This window comes from Teretinema zuelzerae, from assembly GCF_021021555.1.
GTDB lineage: Bacteria > Spirochaetota > Spirochaetia > Treponematales > Treponemataceae > Teretinema > Teretinema zuelzerae.
Genome location: NZ_JAINWA010000001.1, coordinates 1,376,804 through 1,394,447 on the forward strand (window position 1 = coordinate 1,376,804; position 17,644 = coordinate 1,394,447).

12 protein-coding genes are annotated in these 17,644 nt (G+C 55.6%); 3 read left to right on the top strand and 9 right to left on the bottom strand.

The features are described 5' to 3' along the window. Window positions 1-5 precede the first annotated feature (5 nt). Window positions 6-2,192, top strand: coding sequence for a methyl-accepting chemotaxis protein (locus K7J14_RS06160; RefSeq protein WP_230754388.1), 2,187 nt, complete (start codon window positions 6-8; stop codon window positions 2,190-2,192). A gap of 67 nt (window positions 2,193-2,259) precedes the next feature. Here the strand turns inward: K7J14_RS06160 and K7J14_RS06165 are convergent, their stop codons facing one another. After that, complete coding sequence (locus tag K7J14_RS06165; protein WP_230754390.1) at window positions 2,260-3,351, bottom strand: AI-2E family transporter; 1,092 nt, start codon at window positions 3,349-3,351, stop codon at window positions 2,260-2,262. A gap of 131 nt (window positions 3,352-3,482) precedes the next feature. On the opposite strand from K7J14_RS06165, the gene K7J14_RS06170 reads away from it, so the two are divergent. Next, window positions 3,483-5,939 carry a GH36-type glycosyl hydrolase domain-containing protein gene (locus K7J14_RS06170; protein WP_230754392.1) on the top strand — a complete coding sequence of 819 codons (2,457 nt, stop codon included), beginning with the start codon at window positions 3,483-3,485 and terminating at the stop codon, window positions 5,937-5,939. Window positions 5,940-6,070: 131 nt separating this feature from the next. Continuing rightward, complete coding sequence (locus tag K7J14_RS06175; protein ID WP_230754394.1) at window positions 6,071-6,532, top strand: hypothetical protein; 462 nt, start codon at window positions 6,071-6,073, stop codon at window positions 6,530-6,532. A 53-nt stretch (window positions 6,533-6,585) separates the two neighbouring features. Here the strand turns inward: K7J14_RS06175 and K7J14_RS06180 are convergent, their stop codons facing one another. From K7J14_RS06180 to K7J14_RS06215, 8 genes are all read right to left on the bottom strand, one after another. Continuing rightward, window positions 6,586-7,572, bottom strand: coding sequence for a glycosyltransferase family 2 protein (locus K7J14_RS06180; RefSeq protein ID WP_230754396.1), 987 nt, complete (start codon window positions 7,570-7,572; stop codon window positions 6,586-6,588). 102 nt (window positions 7,573-7,674) lie between these two features. Beyond that, window positions 7,675-10,158 carry a GH36-type glycosyl hydrolase domain-containing protein gene (locus tag K7J14_RS06185; protein WP_230754398.1) on the bottom strand — a complete coding sequence of 828 codons (2,484 nt, stop codon included), beginning with the start codon at window positions 10,156-10,158 and terminating at the stop codon, window positions 7,675-7,677. A gap of 163 nt (window positions 10,159-10,321) precedes the next feature. Then, on the bottom strand, window positions 10,322-11,122 hold the full coding sequence (gene nagB / locus K7J14_RS06190) for a glucosamine-6-phosphate deaminase (protein ID WP_230754400.1): 801 nt from the start codon (window positions 11,120-11,122) through the stop codon (window positions 10,322-10,324). Window positions 11,123-11,132: 10 nt separating this feature from the next. Beyond that, window positions 11,133-12,305, bottom strand: a complete 1,173-nt coding sequence (gene nagA, locus K7J14_RS06195; protein WP_230754402.1) for an N-acetylglucosamine-6-phosphate deacetylase — start codon at window positions 12,303-12,305, stop codon at window positions 11,133-11,135. 236 nt (window positions 12,306-12,541) lie between these two features. Next, window positions 12,542-13,393 (bottom strand): carbohydrate ABC transporter permease, encoded by an 852-nt coding sequence (locus K7J14_RS06200; protein WP_230754404.1) that lies wholly within the window; start codon window positions 13,391-13,393, stop codon window positions 12,542-12,544. Window positions 13,394-13,396: 3 nt separating this feature from the next. Then, complete coding sequence (locus K7J14_RS06205) at window positions 13,397-14,296, bottom strand: carbohydrate ABC transporter permease (protein ID WP_230754406.1); 900 nt, start codon at window positions 14,294-14,296, stop codon at window positions 13,397-13,399. A 146-nt stretch (window positions 14,297-14,442) separates the two neighbouring features. Beyond that, window positions 14,443-15,612 (bottom strand): ROK family transcriptional regulator, encoded by a 1,170-nt coding sequence (locus K7J14_RS06210; protein ID WP_230754408.1) that lies wholly within the window; start codon window positions 15,610-15,612, stop codon window positions 14,443-14,445. Between the two features lie 294 nt (window positions 15,613-15,906). Beyond that, on the bottom strand, window positions 15,907-17,553 hold the full coding sequence (locus tag K7J14_RS06215; protein ID WP_230754410.1) for a sigma-54-dependent Fis family transcriptional regulator: 1,647 nt from the start codon (window positions 17,551-17,553) through the stop codon (window positions 15,907-15,909). Between the last annotated feature and the right edge of the window lie 91 nt (window positions 17,554-17,644).

A 17,644-nucleotide genomic window follows, 5' to 3' on the forward strand; every position in this document is an offset into this window, starting at 1 on the left:
TCTCTATGAAACTGCGAAAAAAGTTGATCCTCATGTTCACCATCGTTTCCGTAATGCCCTTCGTATGCGGAATGCTGTTCATCCTCATGAGGACAGGCCGCGCAATGCGGAGCGATGCGGCCAATTTTATGACCGAATACACTAATGAAATCTCCGGCGAGATCGGAGCCTTCTTCGGCGATAAAATCGGTTACATCTCGGCGCTCTCGCACCTTCCGGACATTACCGGATTCGAGTGGGCCAAAGCAGGTCCCGCCCTGAACCGGCTCGCGAAGGAGGACGGAGACATCGCGGCCTTCATGCTCGTCCGCGCGGACGGTTCGTACTACCGTTCCGACAATCCCGGAAATCCCGCATGGGGAAGCCGGGTAACTCCGAATAATAACGATCCCGATTCGAGCCCCACCCTTCTTACGGAACGAGATTACTTCAAAGAGCTTGTTTCCGGGCCGACCGCCCGCAACAAGCAGGTATGGCTGTCCGAACCCGTTTTCTCCAAGGCAACACAGAAAAAACAGATCATCATCGGCACCAACCTGTTCACCAATCAAAGCGCTCCCGTCGGACTCCTCGCGATACTGCAGGAGGCGGGCCCCCTCTCCGAACATCTCACCAGCCAGGCGTCCAGGCTCGGAGACTACTTCGGCACCGGGAGCGCCCTCTTCCTCGTCTCCGATCAAGGCTCCGTCATTTCGATGATCGCGCAGACAGACGCGGCTGCCGGATACGCGGAACAGGTTCTCACGACGAACGAGGTCTGGACGCTTGATTCCATCCCGGCAGAAATAGCCGAAACCGTCCAGACCCTTAAATCCTCGAATCAGGAAACAGCTCGCTTCTTCTGGAAAGAAAAAAAAGGCTTCTACCACGCCTCGATCGAGCGCGTTCCGCGAACGAATTACTCGGTAATTTTCACCGTCCCCGACAGAACCCTGTACGCCTCCGTGTACTCGATCTACGCATCCATGATCACCATATCGGTTCTCACCTTTCTTATAGTGCTCGTCATCTCTACCCTGCTCGGAGGCCGCATCGCCAAGCCCCTGGCGCATACAGCCAAAACCCTCGAGGACATTGCGGAGGGTTCGGGCGATCTCACCTACCGCATCGCGCTCAGCGGAAAAGACGAAACGACGGACGTCGGACACTTTTTCAACAAGTTCATCAACACCCTCCACGGAATGATCAGCCAGGTCAAAAACCAGGCGCAAACCATGGAAACCATTTCCGAAGAGCTTGAAACAAGCGCTGAAATCATCAAATCCGATATAGAAGGCATTTCCGGCAACGTCGCCGACCTCAACTTCGAAACGGAAGAACAAAGCGCGAGCGTCACCGAGACGTCGTCCACCATACATCAGATCGCGAAAAACATCGAAAGTTTGACCCGGCAGATCGAAAGCCAGAGCTCGGGAGTCACCGAATCCTCCGCCGCGATTCAGCAGATGGTTTCGAACATCAATTCGATCTCCGGCAACCTCGACCGCGCGGGAGGAAGCTTCGAAGACCTTCTTGCGGCCTCCGGAGACGGACGGGACTCGATGCAGAACGTCATCGAACTGGTGAAGGATGTTTCGGAACAGTCCCAGAATCTGTTGGAAACGAACGAAGTAATCAATTCCATCGCAAGCCAAACGAACCTTCTCGCGATGAACGCGGCCATAGAAGCGGCTCACGCGGGCGAAGCCGGCAAGGGATTCTCCGTCGTTTCGGACGAAATTCGCAAGCTTGCAGAAAGCTCGTCCGAACAGTCGAAAGTAATCGAAGGAGAGCTGAAAAAAGTCGTTTCGCGCATCGAAACCATAGTCGAAGCCTCAGCCAAGGCCGACGACGCGTTCGGAACGGTCGCAGACAGCATCCGCGAGGCGAACGGCCTGGTTCAGGAAATACGCATGTCGATGAAGGAGCAGAGCGAGGGAAGCCAGCAGGTTCTCGAAGCCCTGCAGGAAATCCAGGAGATCACCATGCAAATCCGCGACGGTTCCCTGGAAATGAATCAAGGCGCTACCATGATTCTCAAGGAAATGAGCCGGCTCGAGGACATATCGCACAAGGTTCAGAAAAGCACCCAGGCGATCGCCCGATCGAGCGACACCATCGGCGCTACCATCGAAGAAATCATGAATGTGACGGGAAAGAACGCGGCGGTCGTACGCACGCTGAACGAAATCACCGGAAGATTCAAACTGTAAAAAAAGAACGCCCGGAGCGGCTTTCGTTACGCCGAAAGCGCTCCGGAACGCGCCCCTCTCCCGCGCGTCAGCCCTGATGAATCAGCGTATCTTCCTCGAGCGCTATATCGACGATCGTAAAAAACAGGATGATGACGAGCGGGCCCAGCAGGATTCCGTTAAACCCGAACACGTTCAAGCCGCCCAAAATCGAAAAGAAAATCAATAGCGGATGAATTTTTATCCGGTCCTTCAAGAACAAGGGCCGCAAAAAGTTGTCCATGAAGCTGATGAAAAAAGAACAGAAAACAGCGAACGCTATCGCGATTCCGAGACCCTGGCTCAGGAAGACGGTTACCGTCAAGGGAGCCCAGATCAGCGCGCAGCCGACCATCGGCACGAACGAACTGAACAGAATGAGAAACGAAAAGAGAAGAGCTCCCTGGATTTTGAAAATCGAGAATATGACGAAGGCCGCTATCGCCTGGTAAAACGCCACCATGAAAAATCCCATGAACAGATTCTTCGTAACGTCCCGGAATTTATTCAGGAGCTGTTTGGTGCTCTTCGAATCGATGGGAATGGCGGAAATGAACAGGTTAGCGAGATAATGCGCGTCCAGATAGAAGAAATACAGGGCGAAACAGATAAAGCACAGCGAGACAACAAAATTGGTCAGATTTTTTGCGACGCTTCCGGTGAAGGCCGCTATTGAATTTGAGTATGACGACAAGAAGGCAAGCATTTCGGACTTTATGTCGAGATTGGAGAGATCGATGGAGCCCATGGAAATATCAAGCACCATCGCGGAAATATTAGCGCCCAACCCGTCGTTCCTGAAAAAATGAGGATTCTCATTAATGAAGGTTCTCGCCTGATCGATGAATACGCGAATCTGTCCTACCAGCTGGAACCCTAAAAAAACCGCTATTCCGGACATCATCAAAACGGTTCCAAGGGCGAAAACGCCCGCGAGAAACCTTCTGTATATTTCAAAAAAGCGCGCTTTCTGCGATACCAGCCCAAGAAGCCGGTTGTACAGCGGACTTATGAGAATATACGTCACCGCGGACCATAGAAGCACCGTCAAATACGGCAGCAACACCCTGCCGAGCAGAATAAGCATGATGCCCAATAACGCGATGAAGGAAAGAGCCTGTATTTGTTTTCGTTGTGCCATGAGTTAAGTATACGATCAAATCCGAACAGATGATAAGACCCGCAGCCCGTTTTTTCGAACAGCATGCTTGCATAACGATTTTTTACGGTATATAATTTGTTGACGGAATCAACCAACTGAAGGAGAAGAAAATGGCGTATGGATTTTTCGACGACCCGCGCAGGGAATATGTGATAACGAACCCCCGGACACCGGTGAAATGGATAAACTACGTGGGGAATCTTTCGTTCGGCGGCTTCATAGACCACACAGGCGGTTCGCAGCTCTGCAAGGGCGACCCGGCCCTCAACCGCATAACAAAATACATCCCCCAGCTTCCCGCCTCCGATTTCAAGGGCGAAACCGCCTACATCAGGGTTCGGAAACCCGGCGAGCCGGCCTCTTCCGCCAAGATCGACTCTCCCTACTGGGTACCCTGCCTGGGAACATACGAAAAATTCGAGTGCAGGATCGGCATGTACTACACGCAGTGGAAAACCCGGATAGCCGGCCTCGACTTCGACGTTCTCGCCTTCGTTCCGCTCGGCTCGACCCAGCTGGTACGCAGATATACGGTCACAAATCCCGGAACAGAAGCCGTCCAGGCAGACCTGGTGCCGGTCGTCGAGTTTTCGCATTTCGACGCGCTCAAACAGCTCACAAACGCCGACTGGGTGCCCCAGACCATGCAGTCGGCAGCTCTCACTGTGAAGAACGGACGCACCGCGATCGCGGCCTACGCCTTCATGAAGCGCGACTACGCCGTGAACGTATTTACCGCGAGCCTGCCCGCCGAATCCTGGGAAACCGACAGAAAACGCTTCCTCGGCGATAATGAATACGGCACCTGGAGGGAACCCCTCTCGCTCAAAAACGAGAAGCTCTCGTCCAAGGATTCTGTCCGCGGCGACATCATCGCGGCCCTGCAGATACCGCTGGGAACGATCGCCCCCGGCGCCTCTGCTACGGTCATAACGGGACTCACCCAGGCGCCCTCGCTCTCCAAAGCGGCGGATCACGCGAATTCCTTCATGACGAACGAGGAAATAGACGCGGCTTTCCGCGATCTTTCGGCGTTCTGGGACGATTATCTTTCCATTTTCAAGATTGAAACTCCGGACCCCGCGTTCAACTCGATGCTCAACATCCATAACCCCCGCCAGTGCTACACCACGAAAACCTGGTCGCGTTACCTCTCCCTGTATCAGCTGGGATACGGCTCCGACCGCGGCATCGGCTTCAGGGACTCGACCCAGGACTGCATGGGCGTCATTCCCCAGATTCCGGCCGAAGCACGCGAGCTCATGGAAAAGCTGATGTCCGTCCAGAGCACTGACGGCTCGGCCTATCACCAGTTCAACCCCCTGACCATGATCGCCGGCCGCGGAGACTCTATGGAGTATGAAGACCGGCCGCACTGGTATTCGGACGACGCGCTGTGGATGGTGCTCGCGGTTTCCGCCTATCTCAAGGAAACCGGGGACTACGCCTTCCTGCAGAAAACCATCCCCTTCTACGAAAAAGACAAAGCCGAAAAACCGCTTGAATCAGGAACCGTTCTCGAACACCTGCTCCGCGCGGTCGCTTTCACTCACGATCATACCGGAGCCCACGGGCTCCCGCTGCTCGGCTTCGCGGACTGGAACGACACGGTCAATCTCCCCGCGGGCGCCGAAAGCCTCTTCACGGCACACCTGTACGGCTGGGCGCTCCGCGAATTCGCCGAACTCGCCGACTGGCTCAAGGATTCAGGGCTCTCGGCAAAGCTCCGCTCCTGGTACGATGAAATGAATAAAAGCGTGAACGCCTCTGCCTGGGACGGCGACTGGTATGTCCGCTACTTCGACGACAAGGGATCGCCGGTCGGCTCGGCAAAGAACGAATACGGCAAACTGTGGCTGAACGGCCAATCCTGGGCGGTGCTCTCGGGCTTCGGTCAGGGCGCCGGACAGGACGCCGCGGGAGACGGGAAAACCCCGAGCCGCGGAAAAATCGCGATGGAAGCCGTCAAAAAGCACCTGGCGACTGACAAGGGAATCAAGCTTTCCTGGCCGGGGTACAACGGCTTCGATCCCCAAAAGGGAGGAGTCACCACCTATCCGCCGGGAGCGAAGGAAAACGGAGGCATCTTCCTCCACCCGAATCCCTGGGCGATCATCGCGGAAACGATCCTCGGAGACGGCGACCAGGCCTTCGCCTACTATCAAAACGTCAATCCGGCCGCGAAAAACGATTCCATGGACGAATACGAGTGCGAGCCCTACTGCTACGCGCAGAACATCCTCTCCAACGAACACCCGAATTTCGGACTGGGCAGAAACTCCTGGCTATCCGGCACCTCGAGCTGGATGTATCAATCCTCCACCAAATACATCCTCGGCATCCAGCCCGAACACGAAGGATTGCGCATCAATCCCTGCATCCCGAAACAGTGGAACGGCTTCAAGGCGGAGCGCCGCTGCAGGGGTGTCGTCTACAAGATTTCAGTGCATAATCCCGATGGTCGCTCGAAGGGCGTGCGCAAGATGCTCGTGGACGGCAAGGAAGCCCGGGGCAACCTGGTTCCCTGGTTCGCCTCGGGCGAACACACGATCGATGTAACCTTGTAAACGCCTGAATCATTTCCTTTTCGGAACGTACATGAGTATATTTAACTAAGAGCAGGCCCGCCTATCCCGAGCTGGCCCGTTGGGGCTGCCCGGGATAGGCGGTACCGTTTTCAATAATCCAAGGAGTAGTGATGAAAAAGATTATCGCGGCGTTCTGCCTCCTTCTCGCGGCGGGAACCGCTCAGGTTTTTTCTTACGGAGTGGGAATTCAGGGCGGCTACGGATTCGGCCGGGGCGGCGCGGGAGCGGTCACCTTCAAGCTGGACGAGCTTCCCTACGTATTCGCCGTAAGCATTTCAGGCGGAGAAGAAGTTTTTATTTCGGGAACAGCTGACTATTGGTTTAAGACGGATACCCTGTACGGACCGGCGAGATACTTCGTCGGAGCAGGCGCGGGACTGGCTATAGGAACCGGCGACGATTTCTTTCTCGGCGCGGCCTTCCGCGTGCCGGTAGGAATCAACGCCTTTCTCGTGGACAATTTCGTAGAACCCTATATCCAGATTGTTCCGGAACTCGGGCTTTCCGTTCTCCCACATGTGAACATGACCTGGGACGTCGGAGCGAACATCGGCGTGCGCTTCTGGTTCTAAAGAACCGGATCGACCCTCTGCGGCTGAAAATTTCAGGTCCCGGAGGGTCTCCGTCATTTCTGTTCTTTTACGATGTATCCGGGCCGGCGCTTGGTTTCGAGATACACCTTCGCCAGATACTGGCCCAATATGCCGATGCAGAAAAGCTGCACGCCGCCGATAAAAAGAACGACGCTCATGAGAGACGGATATCCGGCGACGGGATCGCCCCAGATCAGGGTTTTTATGACAACGATGATCGTCATGACGACCGAGACGAAACAGAACAGCAAGCCGAACACCGACGCTAAAATAAGAGGCGCCGTAGAAAAAGCGGTTATGCCTTCCAGCGAGTACACAAACAATCCCCAGAACGACCATTTCGTCTTTCCTGCGACACGCTTGATGTCTTTGAATTCCAGCCACTTCGTGCGGAACCCCACCCATGAGAAGATTCCCTTTGAAAACCGGTTGTACTCTCCCATCGAGAGGATCGCGTCGCACACCTGCCTCGTCATCAGGCGGAAATCGCGCGCGCCGTCCCGGATGCCGGCGTCTGAGATGCGGGCCATCAGCCGGTAAAAAAGACGCGCGCAAACCGAACGGATAAACGGCTCGCCGGTTCTGCTCGCCCGGCGCGTCGCGACGCAGTCCCATTCGCCGGATTCAAGCGCGGCCCACATCTCAGGGATGAGCGAAGGCGGGTCCTGCAAGTCGGCGTCGATAACGCCGACGCATCGCCCGAGCGCGGCTTCCAGGCCGGCGAGGAGAGCCGCTTCCTTCCCGAAATTACGGGAAAAGGAAATATACCTGACGCTTGTATCCTGCTCCGCGATGACTCTCAGGTAGGCAAGGGTGCCGTCTGCCGATCCGTCGTCCACGAAGATGAACTCGAAGTTCTGCGACGGCATGGAATCCCGCACACGGCAAAGCTCGGCGTATAAATGCGGCAGCGCCTCTTCTTCGTTATAACAGGGTATTACAAGAGAAATGTCCCGCCTCGCCGCCGGCAGGCCCGTACCCGTCGGATTCAATGTCGTCCCCGGTGATCCTGTAGCCATCGCCTTTCCATCTCCTACATAAAAAAAGGCCGTCCGGCTATTAGCCGGACAGCCTGTAGATTCAGTATACCATGAAAACGGAACGCAGCGGGTTCAAAAGGCTCAGCCTACTGTTACGGTAAGCTTAACCGTCGATCCCTTCGCTCCGGCGCTCACGAGAGTACCGTCGGCGGAAGCCGATCCCGAGTTTACGGAAACGACGATCTTGCCGGCGGGGTTCCTGTTCTCCACGAAGATCTCGTACGAGCATCCGCGATAGGTTCTCGTGATGGTCGCGGTTTTCACGTGGGCGGGAAGCCTGGGCTCCACGCGCAGTCCGTTGTACTCGGCCCTGATGCCGGTTATCCACTGGCTCAGCGCGACGAAGTTCCACGCGGCGGTTCCGGTGAGCCAGCTGTTCTTGGCTTCTCCGTGTCGGCGCGCCGCCTTTCCGGCGATCATCTGCGCGTACACGTAGGGCTCGAGCCGGTGAATCTCGCTGATGTCCTCGAGATACGCCGGAGCTATCTTGCGATAATACTCCCAGGCGCGCTCGGGGCGTCCGGACTTCACTTCGCCGATGATGACCCACGGATTGTTATGGCAGAAAATGCCGGCGTTCTCTTTGTATCCCGGCGGATACGAGGAAACTTCGCCGAGCTCGATATGGTAATCCTTGTACGGAGGATCGAGAATGACGATTCCGTAGGGAGTATCGAGGTGGGTTTTGACCGAATCAAGCGCCTTGACCGGGTATCCCTTGTCTGCGCCGATCTGGGCCATCGCTCCGAATCCCTGGGTTTCGATGAAGATCTTTCCGTCTTCGCATTCCTTCGAACCGATCTTGTTTCCGAAGTCGTCGTAGGCGCGCACATACCAATCCCCGTCCCAGCCGGTCTTGCAGATCTGCGCTGCCATCTTGGCGGCTTCCGCCTCGGCAAATTTCGCTTCCGACTCGTCTCCCAGAAGGCGGCACATCGCCGCGTATTCGGGAGCGACATAGACGAACATCTGGGCGATCATCACGGACTCGGCGTTCTTTCCGTCCTTGTTGGTGGAAGTCTGGAAGGAATCGTTGGGATCCTTGCTGAAGCAGTTGAGGTTCAGGCAGTCGTTCCAGTCGGCGCGTCCGATGAGCGGCAGTCCGTGCGGACCCAGGTGGTCGACCGTATAGCGGAAGGACCGCTTGAGGTGCTCGAAGAGGGTCGCTTTGTTGGTCGGGCTGTTGTCGAAGGGAACCATCTCCTTGAGGAAGCCGGAATCTCCGGTTTCGCGGATATAGCCGCCCACGCCGAGGATGAGCCACAGCGGGTCGTCGTTGAAGTTGCTTCCGATGTCCGCGTTTCCGCGCTTGGTCAACGGCTGGAACTGGTGGTAGGCCGAACCGTCCTCGAACTGGGTCGAGGCGACGTCGAAGAGGCGTTCGCGCGCGCGTTCGGGAATCTGGTGCACGACTCCGAGCATGTCCTGGCTGGTGTCGCGGAACCCGATTCCGCGGCCGATTCCGCTCTCGAAGTACGAGGCCGAGCGCGCGAAGTTGTAGGTGACGATGCACTGGTACTGGTTCCACACAGCCATGCGGTCGAGCTTCTCGTCCCCGGTTTTGAGGGTAAAGTTGGAGAGCAGACCGTTCCAGAACGCCTTCAGCTCGTCGAAGGCGGCGTTCACCTGGGCGGGCGTGGAGAAGCGGTTCTGGAGGGCGAGAGCCTTTTCCTTATTGATCACGCGCATGCTCGCGTTCGTCTGGAGCAGGTCTTTGGACGCGGGAGCGCAGCCGTTTTCGCCCGCCCACTTTTTGTCCTCTTCCATTTCGACATAGCCGAGCACGAAAATGAAGGTCTTGGATTCTCCGGCGGCGAGGCTGACATTCAGCCGGTGGCTCGCGATGGGGGACCATCCGTCCGCGACGGAGTTTCCGCTCTTTCCGGCCATGACTGATTCGGGAGCGTCGTAGCCGTTATGAAGACCGAGGAAGGTTTCGCGGTCGGTATCGAAGCCGTCGGGCTTTGCGTTTACCGAGTAGAAGGAGAAGTGGGTGCGGCGCTCGCGGTACTCGGTCTTGTGATAGATCGCTCCGCCTTCGATCTCCACTTCGCCGGTGGAGAAGTTCCGCTGGAAGTTGGTCGTGTCGTCGAGGGCGTTATAGAGACACCACTCCACGTAGGAAACCAGGGAAATATCTTTTTTCGCGGTTCCGGAGTTGGTCAGGGTGATCATCTGCACTTCGGCGTTTTCGCCGTTAGGTACGAAGTACAGGACATCGGCCTTTACATTGTTTTTTGAAGAAGAAATCCTGGAATATCCGAAGCCATGGCGGCATTCGTAGGAATCGAGCTCGACGCGCATGGGCTTCCAGCCGGGGTTCCATACCGAATCGCCGTCCTTGATGAAGAAATAGCGGCCGTTGTTGTCGAGAGGCACATCGTTATAGCGGTAGCGCGTCAGCCGGCGAAGGCGGGCGTCGGTATAAAACGCGTAGCCGCCGGAGGTATTCGAGATCAGGGAAAAGAACTTCGTGTTTCCCAGATAATTGATCCACGGATAGGGAGTCCGCGGCGTCTCAATGACGTATTCCCGTTGGGCATCATCAAAATGACCATATTTCATAGTGTCTCCTCAGGTTGATTGAAAGCATCAACCAACTAAAGAATACCATAATGGCAACCGGTTGTCAAACAAAAGAAAACGCCTGGAACATCGTTTTTTGGCGATAAAACCCTGAAATTCATTCAAATTTCAGGGTTTATGACAGTATTTACAAATATGAGGCTTAATACGGGCTTGAGTTTTTAGCTTCAATGTCCCGGAAATAACGGACGGTCCCGACTCTCAGCTCGTCCGTGGCGTCTTCGTCGCACACGATGATGGCGCGGGGATGATTCTGCAGAACGCTGATCGTCCACATGTGATTGATTCCCTCTTCAATCGCGTGATGCAGAGCCCTGGCCTTGGTATAGCCGGAGGCAAGGATGAGAACCTCCTCCGCGTCCAGGATCGTTCCGACTCCCACCGTCAGAGCCTTCGTGGGAACCTGCTCGGGGTCGCCGCCGAAGAAACGGGAATTCATGATGATGGTATCCTGGGTCAGCGTCTTCTGCCGCGTTCGGGAACTGAGGGAGGAGCCGGGCTCGTTGAAGGCGATATGTCCGTCCGCCCCTACTCCGCCGATAAACAGATGAATCTTTCCGTACTTCGCGATCTTTTCTTCGAAGCGCCGGCATTCCGCTTCCGGATCGGTCGTCGTGCCGTCCAGAATATTCGTATTGGCCGGGTTGATATCGATGTGGGAGAAGAAATTGTCCTGCATGAACCGGTGATAGCTCTGCGGATGATTGCTGTCGAGTCCGAGATACTCGTCCATATTGAAGGTCACCACGTTCTGGAACGATACCTTCCCGGCCTTATTAAGCCGGATAAGCTCTTTATAGACGCCGAGCGGCGTGGAACCCGTGGGCAAACCGAGAACGAAGGGCTTATCGGCTGTAGGCGCGAAGGCTGAAATGCGCCAGGCGATATGCCGGGCCGTCCATTCAGCGCAGGTTGCATAATCTTCTTTGATAATGACTCTCATCTGCTATCTCCTAAAAACTATTTTTTTTCAGCGATCCGTCGATTACCGAAGCCAACACGTTGCAATGCCGGTCGAATACCGTCAAATCCGCCTTATATCCCGGAATTATCGCGCCCATTCCCTGATAGCGCATCACCTGGGCGGGATTCATCGAAGCAAGCTTGACCGCCTGATCGACCGGCAGGCCGTACTCCATGAGGTTCTTCACGCCCCCGATCATAGTAAGCGCCGATCCGGCGATCACGTCGTCCTTCTTTCGATGAAAGCATCCACCATGATACACCACTTCTTCGCCGTTGGCGAATAAATCTCCGGCGCGCTGTTCCGTCGGCTTCAGGGAATCGGTCACCAGAACGATTTTGTCGATCGGCTTGTCGCGCACAACGAGCCTGATCAAGTCCGGATGCACATGCACGCCGTCCGCTATCAATTCGCACGCCATTTCCGGATGAATCAATATAGCGCCCACGGCTCCCGGATTGCGATGATGCATCGAGCTCATCGCGTTAAAGAGATGCGTCGAATGCAGGATGCCGGCCTGCATCCCCTCCAGCATATTCTCGTACGACGCGTTCGTATGGCCCGCCTGAAGGACAATGCCCTTCTTGATCGAATACAGCGCAAGCTCCCGCATGCCCTTGAGTTCGGGAGCCACCGTCATGTTGACGATATGCCCCTCGGAGGCTTCCCAAAGCCTGTCCATAAACTCCATGTTGACGGCGCTGAGCGTCTCCGGGCGCTGGACGCCCAGGCGCTCGGGAGAAATGAACGGCCCTTCCAGATGAAGCCCCATTATCCGCGCTCCGTTTTCTTTTCCCATGGCGGCGACAACCGCTTTTATAGAAGCGATCATATTATCTGGTTCTGACGGGTACAGAGTGGGATTAAATGCGGTTACTCCGTACTGAGCGAGCTCGCGGGACATTTCGATTATTGAATCCGGATCGTTGTCCTCCGTCCCCTTTCCCGCGAAGCCGTGGACATGAGTATCTATAAAGCCGGGGCTGATATAGGAGCCGTCTACGTCGATTATTTCTACGGAGGAATCGAAGCGTTTCTGAAGGAATCGTTTCTCGCTGAACACGTCTTCTATGAAGCCGTCCTTCACCAGGACAGCGCATCGCTCCATCACCGATAAACCGGTCAACAGCGTTCCGTTATGAAAACAAACGCTTGATTTCATGTTCACCCTCCTGTTCTTCTCGCAATTCTTCTTCCGCTTCTTCGTCCTGTATATACATCGTAAGCCACGCTTTGCCGCTCTTGCAACAGGGCGTTTGTACAAGGCTTGTACATATTAGAACATACTGAAGCTCGAAGGGTCAAGCCGACAACGCCTTTCCTGGAAATAAAAAAGGCCGCCCCGCGATTGCATGCGGGACAGCCTCATTCTGCCGAAGCCCGAACGTACTGCCAGAATCAGCCTTTCACCGCGCCGGCCGCGACGCCCTTGGTTATCTGCTTCCTGAAAAGGACGTAGAAGATAAGCATGGGGATCAACCCGATGACGAGAGCGGCGAACTGCTTGCCGTAATCCGAGGCAAGGGCGCCGGAGAAGCGGGCGATGCCGACCGGTATCGACTTGATCTTGTCGCTCGAGGCAAGAATATTGATCAGCATGAACTCGTTCCAGGTTCCGGTAACGGTCATGATCGCCACGGTTACGGCGACGGGGGCGGCCATCGGAACGATGATCGACGAGAAAATCCTTATGTATTTCGCGCCGTCTATTCGCGCCGATTCGACAAGGGCGTCCGGAATGCTGCGGATGTACTCGGTCGCGAGATACACGCCCATCGGCAGGCCGATTCCGATGTACGGAATCAAGACGCCCAGCCGGGTGTTGTACAGGCCCGCCGCGTTCACCATGAGGAAGAGGGGAACCATTACCGACTGGAGGGTCAACAGGATGCCGATGACGAAGCTTCCGAGCAGGAAGGGGGTCGCCTTCGAAGGAATCTTGGAAAACGCGAAGCCCGCCATAAAGCCGAAGGCGATGACCGCGGACACCGTTATGCCGGTGTAGAAAACGCTGTTAACAATCAGGGTTCCGAACTTTCCGCGCTTCCAGGACTGGACGTAATTCTGGAAAAACCATTTTTTCGGAAAATCAAGTTTGCTGTTCAACAGATAATCCTGGGTGGTTTTGAACGACTGAATCACCAGCCAGAATATGGGATAAATCGCAAGTACGGCGAATATCGCCATAATGAAATATATTACCGATTTAGAGACTACAGATCCGATATCCGTTCCTCGTACGTCTGACATGGCTTACTCCTTTCCCCCAAAGCGTTTTTCAACGACCTTGGTTATCGCGATGAGAATAAAACTGATGGCCACCATTATCGTGGAGATCGCGTTGGCCAACGGATAGTTCGGAGCGCCCTTGAACGCCTTGTCGTACATGTATATCGAAAGAACATTCGTTCTGCGGGCCGGTCCTCCCTGGGTCATTACATAAATAAGGTCGAAGGATTTCAGCGATCCGGAGATCGCGAGAATCGCGCTGGTCACGAGCACGCCGGAAAGGGCCGGAAGGATGATGTACAGCAGGGACTGGAATTCATTGGCGCCGTCGATCTTGGTCGCTTCAATGATCGAGGTATCGATCTTTTGAAGGTTCGCGAGGAAGATGATCACATACATTCCGGTGTACATCCACAGGATGACGATCAAAATAGGAAGCATGGGGTTGCTGCTCAGCGTATATTCCGCCGCGGGATTGAAGAAGCGGACGATTTCCATATACACGCTGTTATTGTTCAGGAAGAAGCTCTGGAAGAGAATACCGATAACGACCGTGGATATAACGTTGGGAAGGTAGACCATGGACTGGAAGAAATCGCAGCCGCGAACAAGTCCGCGGGACAGGATGTACGCAAGAGCGAATCCGAGGGGAATCTGCCCGAACACGGAAACGCCGACGATATACATGTTGTTTTTCAGGGCGAGATAGAAATACTCGTCCTTGAACGTTTTCAGATAGCTCACCATACCGGCGAAACCGATTTCCGGATTTCCGAAAATTTTCCCGCCGTTGTAATTCGTCAAGCTCAATACCACGGAAAAAACAGTGGGAAAGGCCATCACCGAAAAATAAAACAAAACCGCGGGGAGCACCAACAGCGTATACGACAGTCGCTGTTCGGCTTTGGAAGAAAGGTCTTTCACGGCGTCCTCCTAAAAACTCGTTACCGTACATAAAACGGGGTAAAACCCCTCGATGCTATGCAAACCGGACTACGCCGGAATGTCGCTAAAAAATCTCCGGCGCAGACGATTTTCAGATTCTGAAACGCCGCGCGGGGGGAGCCGGGCTACTCAGCGGGCCGGGACGCGATCTCGAACACCGCGTCCCAATCGATACCGCGGGACGAAGAGGCCGAAGAACCGCCGGGAACGCTGAACAGCAGTAAAAAGAACATCAGCGCGGCGCCTTCGGCGAGCGAATGAAGCTCGCCGTCTCCGAATTTTAATCCGGCTCCGACGGTTTCCAAAAGAGAGGCGAATTGAGGAACCCGCTCTTCTATGATCCGCAGCACCTTCTCTTTTTGCCGGGCTAATTCCCCGTGAGCGAAAACCGCCTGGGGGTTGAATACAGACACGACCGGAACGAGGCTGGAGAACAGATCTTGAGCCCAGACAGAAAAGGCCTGCTCGTCTTTTTCGATGTTTTTCATCAGTTCGTCCGATATTCCGGACTGTCCGGCCTTCCCCGGCCTCCACGACACGCTTACGAACTCGCCGGCGGCGTAGCCGGCGCCCGAATACACGCTGCCGGAAAGGGCAAGGCCCAAGCCCACGCTCATTCCCGGCCGGGAGCTGGTAAGGGCGTCCCGGTCGTGGTATTCGGCAGTCAAGCACATGAAATCGCTGAGGCTCTCTTCCCGGTTCCGCGCGAGTTCGAGCCATGCCAGACAATTTGCGTCGTTTTCCACCAGTACGGGGATTTTCCGCTTTTTTGAAAAGCGGGAAACAAAGGGAGCGTTAGCAATGCCGAAAGGGTCGGAACGGATGATGCGCGATCCTTCGCTGTCGATTATTCCCGGCATGCCGACGCAAATGCCCAACAGCGGAATTCCCAGGACTCCAGCGCGGGAAAACAGCTGTTCGCACACAGTGTCGATCGCGTCCTCGAAGGCCCCGTCGGGAAAAGGTCCGTCGAACGACTCAAGCACATCGCCGGTTATCGAGACAAGCACGGCGCGATAACAGTCAGGCTGCATCTCTATTCCGCCGGAACAGCCGAAGCGGGGATTCAATCCGAGATAAATCGGCTTGCGGCCGCCCTGAGGCAGGGCGTCTCCGATCTTTTCTTCCAGAACAACGCCGTTATCGATTAACGAATTGATGATATTCGACACGGTTGACCGGTACAGATCAAGTTCCCGGGAAATATCGACGCGGCTTATCCCCGGTTTTTTCCAGAGCATTTTTGCGATCAACGAGATGTTGGCGTTTTTTTGATAGTTATTGTTGATCTGCATATTCCAACGTCCTTATTTAAACGGTTGCGCGGGTGTTAGTTTGTACATTGTACAAACCGATTTTATTCCCTTATGCGGGAGATGTCAAGAAAAAATGCGGCAACGCATACCGTAGTTTTACATCGCCGATATATGACGCTCGACAGTACGATTTGATTCCCGCAATCGGCATGGCACGCTATCTTCCGCTAGATGCGTGGTGCGTGGTGCGTGGTGCTCAGCCGGTTGGTTTCCTTCTTCAACCAACACCATTATACAAGAAAACGATGAAAACACAAGCATTTTCTGAACAATTTATCCCTGCTTCCTGCCCTTCCGATCGACGCCGAGGCGGTCCATCATGCTTTGAAGGGTAGTCGGCTTGATCTCCAGAAAACGAGCGGCGCCCTGCGGTCCGTATACGCGCCCCTCGCAAAAGGCTAGAACCGCTTCCACATATCTGCGTTGAACTTCTTTGAGCGGAAGGATGGCCGGTTGCGCGCGGTCGGCGGAATCGGCTTCCGATCCGGACGAGGACGCCGGAACAGCACGAGGACTTCCGAGCGCGGCTGCGAGAGGGAAAAACTCCCGATTCAGGCCGGGCTCACGGGAAAGGCTGGAAGCCTGATCGCTTCCGGTCTGCTCCCGCGTTCGTCCCGGCTGCCATTCGCTGTTCTGCAGATGAACGGCTTCAATGCGGCCGCCCCGGGCGAGAATAACCGCGCGCTCCACGGCGTTTTTCAGTTCGCGGACATTGCCGGTCCACTCCCGCCGAAGCATTCCGTCGAGGGCTTCAGGCGAAAAATACGCTTCCGACCATCCCGAGCGCAACCTGAGCCTTGAAAGAAAAAGCTCCGCGAGCTGGAGCACATCCTGGCCCCGCTCGCGCAGAGAAGGAATCCTGACCGGAAACACAGACACGCGGTAAAAAAGATCTTCGCGGAATCTGCCCTCCGCGACGGCTTTGTTCAAATCGACATGGGTAGCCGCGATTATCCTGACATCAGTATAGACCGGCCGCTCGCCGCCGACGCGCTCGAAACAGCCTTCCTGCAGGGCCCGTAGAAGTTTCGGCTGGATTTCCGCAGGGAGCTCACCGATTTCGTCAAGAAAAAGGGTCCCGCCGGCCGCCAGTTCGAACCGGCCCTTCCTCAATCCCTGGGCGCCGGTGAAAGAGCCTTTCTCATGGCCGAAGAGCTCGCTTTCCGCCAGAGAAGCAGGCAGGGCGGAGCAGTTCAAGGCGACGAAGGGCCCGTCAGAGCGCGGAGACAGCCGGTGAAGGACGCGTGCGGCCTCCTCTTTTCCGACTCCGGTTTCGCCCAACAGCAGAACGGGAGTGTCCGCGGCGGCGACAAGCTTGATCAAGCCGATGACCTCGAGCCATGCGGGGGAGGTTCCGGCAAAGTCGCGGAAGGCGTCCGAATCCTGGCCGAGCAGGCGGTTCCGCTCCTCCGCGAGCGTTTCATTCTGCGTCCGGAGAGCGCGCGCGGCCTCCCCCTGGGCGAGGGCTACCGCGATCAGCCGAGAAACCACGCCGATGAACGACACGACGGACGGCTCGAAGACGCCGCATCTGCGGTTATCCAGCGTCAGAAGTCCGATGGTGCGCCCGTGGAGAATCAGCGGGGAGACGAGGCAGGAGTGTCCCTCGGGGAGATCAAGGACCTCGTCGTAGGTATCAACATGGTCTTCCCCTTCTGAAAACAGCTTCGGGCGGTCCGCACGAAGCAGAGCTTCCAGATCGGGGCGGCCCGAAAGAGAGAGGGAGAATTTCGCGAGGCGCGGGCTCGAGAGGGGACCGGCGGCGGTATGCACCCTGAGGGTGTCTTTCCCGTCCCAGCCGAGCACCACGGCAAGCTCGTAATCTACCAGCTCTTTCAAAGCGTCCAGAACGATATCCATCGTGGTGGCAGAAGAAAGCGCGTCGCCAGGAATGAACGAATTATCGGTGTGTAACGGCATATCGGTACAAGTATCACCCATATTTCGTTGTTTCGCAACATACGATTCCAAAATGCGTGCAAACTCGAGCGGCAGTATTTCAGAATAGTAT